2 protein-coding genes are annotated in these 1,929 nt (G+C 48.3%); both read right to left on the bottom strand.

Features of this window, described 5'->3' with window-relative positions; genetic code table 11:
• Positions 1 to 90: 90 nt before the first annotated feature.
• The gene (locus NV381_RS38055) at positions 91 to 621 is read right to left on the bottom strand and encodes a hypothetical protein (protein WP_258218450.1); all 531 of its coding nucleotides are present in this window, start codon (positions 619 to 621) and stop codon (positions 91 to 93) included.
• Between the two features lie 27 nt (positions 622 to 648).
• Positions 649 to 1,263 (bottom strand): reverse transcriptase domain-containing protein, encoded by a 615-nt coding sequence (locus NV381_RS38060; protein ID WP_258218451.1) that lies wholly within the window; start codon positions 1,261 to 1,263, stop codon positions 649 to 651.
• Positions 1,264 to 1,929 lie beyond the last annotated feature (666 nt).

A 1,929-nucleotide genomic window follows, 5' to 3' on the forward strand; every position in this document is an offset into this window, starting at 1 on the left:
ATAGTCGAGTAGGCGGGGCCTTTCCTTCTCACGGATTGTGCCCCTTCCCCCTCACAGATCCGTACGTGCGCAATTAACGCATACGGCTCTTCATTTCATCGTTACAGGTCGACTGGCGAACAGGTTCACATAAATTTTTGGCAATGGTAAAGGATGACGCAAGAGGAACATTCCAACCTTCTCTCCGGTAAAACCTTTCTTTTGGCTTCTTCTGTTTCTCCACTTCTTCATAAGGTTGAGTACCCTCTTGTAGTACTTCCATAAGTACCCGTAGTTATCCGAGACACCATAATAACGGTAGTGCCCCAATAGTTTACTCTTCAGCATCGTGGCTAGGGAAGCTTCGTCAAGGTGGCGGTTGGTACGCATCCATTTGTTGAATTCCTTTACTCTCGTCCTAAACTTTTTCACACTCGTTTGGCGCATCAACCGGTACTTACCACTCTTCCCTTTTCCCCAGTAGTGGGTAAAACCTAGGAAGACAAACGTTTCCGGCTTCTTCAAGCCCACTCGTTTGCAGTCGATTTCCGAATCCCATCCGAACCGGATTATCTTGGTTTTCTCCTCTGCTATCTGCAGACCGAACTTTCCCAGCCTCTTCACTAGGTTTGCATAGAACATTTCTGCATCCTCTTGGTACTGGAAGCCTCATACAAAATCATCGGCAAAGCGAATCATGTGAGCTTTGCCACGGCAGGCTTTCTTCACGGCTTTTTCAAACCACAGGTCTAGCGCGTAATGTAGGTACACATTCCCCAATATTGGCGAAATAATGCCACCCTGCGGCGTACCTTCCTCTGTCTTTTCGAAGGCCCCTTGTTCCATAATCCCAGCCTTTAGAAACTTATGAATAAGTCTCATCATGCCAGGGTCTGTGATCCGGTGTTCCAGAAACTTCATTAACCAAGTATGGTCTACATAATTGAAGAAGCCGCGAATATCCGCATCCACCACATAACGAACAGGTCCCTTCATCAGAATAGCATCCAAAGCTTGCAGGGCCATGTGTTGTCCTCTTCCCGGTCGAAACCCATAGGAACCATCCAGAAAATCTTGCTCGTAGATTGCGTTCAGGATTTTACTTATGCCTTTTTGCACGATTTTGTCTTCATGGGCGGGTATACCAAGCGGGCGAACGCTTTTCTCATCCTTGGGGATGTACGTTCGCCGCGACGGCTGCGGTCGATATCCTTTTCTCTTCAACCTTCCTACCAAGTCATCCAGGTTGCTTTCGAGATTCTCCTCATACTTGGCTTTCGTCATGCCATCTACTCCGGTAGCTCTATCCCCCGGCATTTCCAGGTGGCAGTCCCATAATGCCTGTTTGTCGAGTAGGTGTACCAATGAGGTGAATCTTAGTTTCCCGTCGCTCTTTGTGAGTTCTGCTATTCTTGCTAATTTTGTTTGCACTCGTCTCCCTACCTCTGTGTGTAGCCAATGTGTCCTTATCAAGATCAATGAAATGTAGCCCTCTTCCCTCCACCAGCATTACACTGGCTTCCTCGGTACTATATGGCTATCCGAATCCCTGCGCACCTTTTGGCATTCTCCCTTTTGATCGATTGTTTGCCATACTCCACCACCGTTCCTAACGAGTACTTGGGTTAGGTGAAGAGTGGCAGGGCCTCCCGGGTTACCGTGTAATCATTGGTCAGCATGCCTGGCTCTAAAATGACCCCGGAGAAGTCTGCACATGCTCGCCATTTCACGCTTGTACAATTGTTGCCTTCCGACTTCCGTATATCGTCGGCCTATCTCGATGTTAGTCAATTTCGGGGCTCTGTCACTTTCAGGCCTACTGCCTAACTGTCTACGCTTAGCACCTAACATTACTATTAGTAGCCCAAGACTCGCTATTGGCGATGCGGCTGTACATCTTACCAAGCAGGGGTTCCACCTGCTAAATTACACGACCTTGCCCGGTCGCTC

It is taken from the genome of Paenibacillus radicis (ex Xue et al. 2023) (genome assembly GCF_024722015.1).
Lineage (GTDB): Bacteria > Bacillota > Bacilli > Paenibacillales > NBRC-103111 > Paenibacillus_S.

What these genes read in the sequence shown, in the direction of transcription:
- NV381_RS38055 (WP_258218450.1), bottom strand. Translation starts at nt 621, where the DNA reads ATGTTCTATGCAAACCTAGTGAAGAGGCTGGGAAAGTTCGGTCTGCAG.
- NV381_RS38060 (WP_258218451.1), bottom strand. Translation starts at nt 1,263, where the DNA reads ATGACGAAAGCCAAGTATGAGGAGAATCTCGAAAGCAACCTGGATGAC.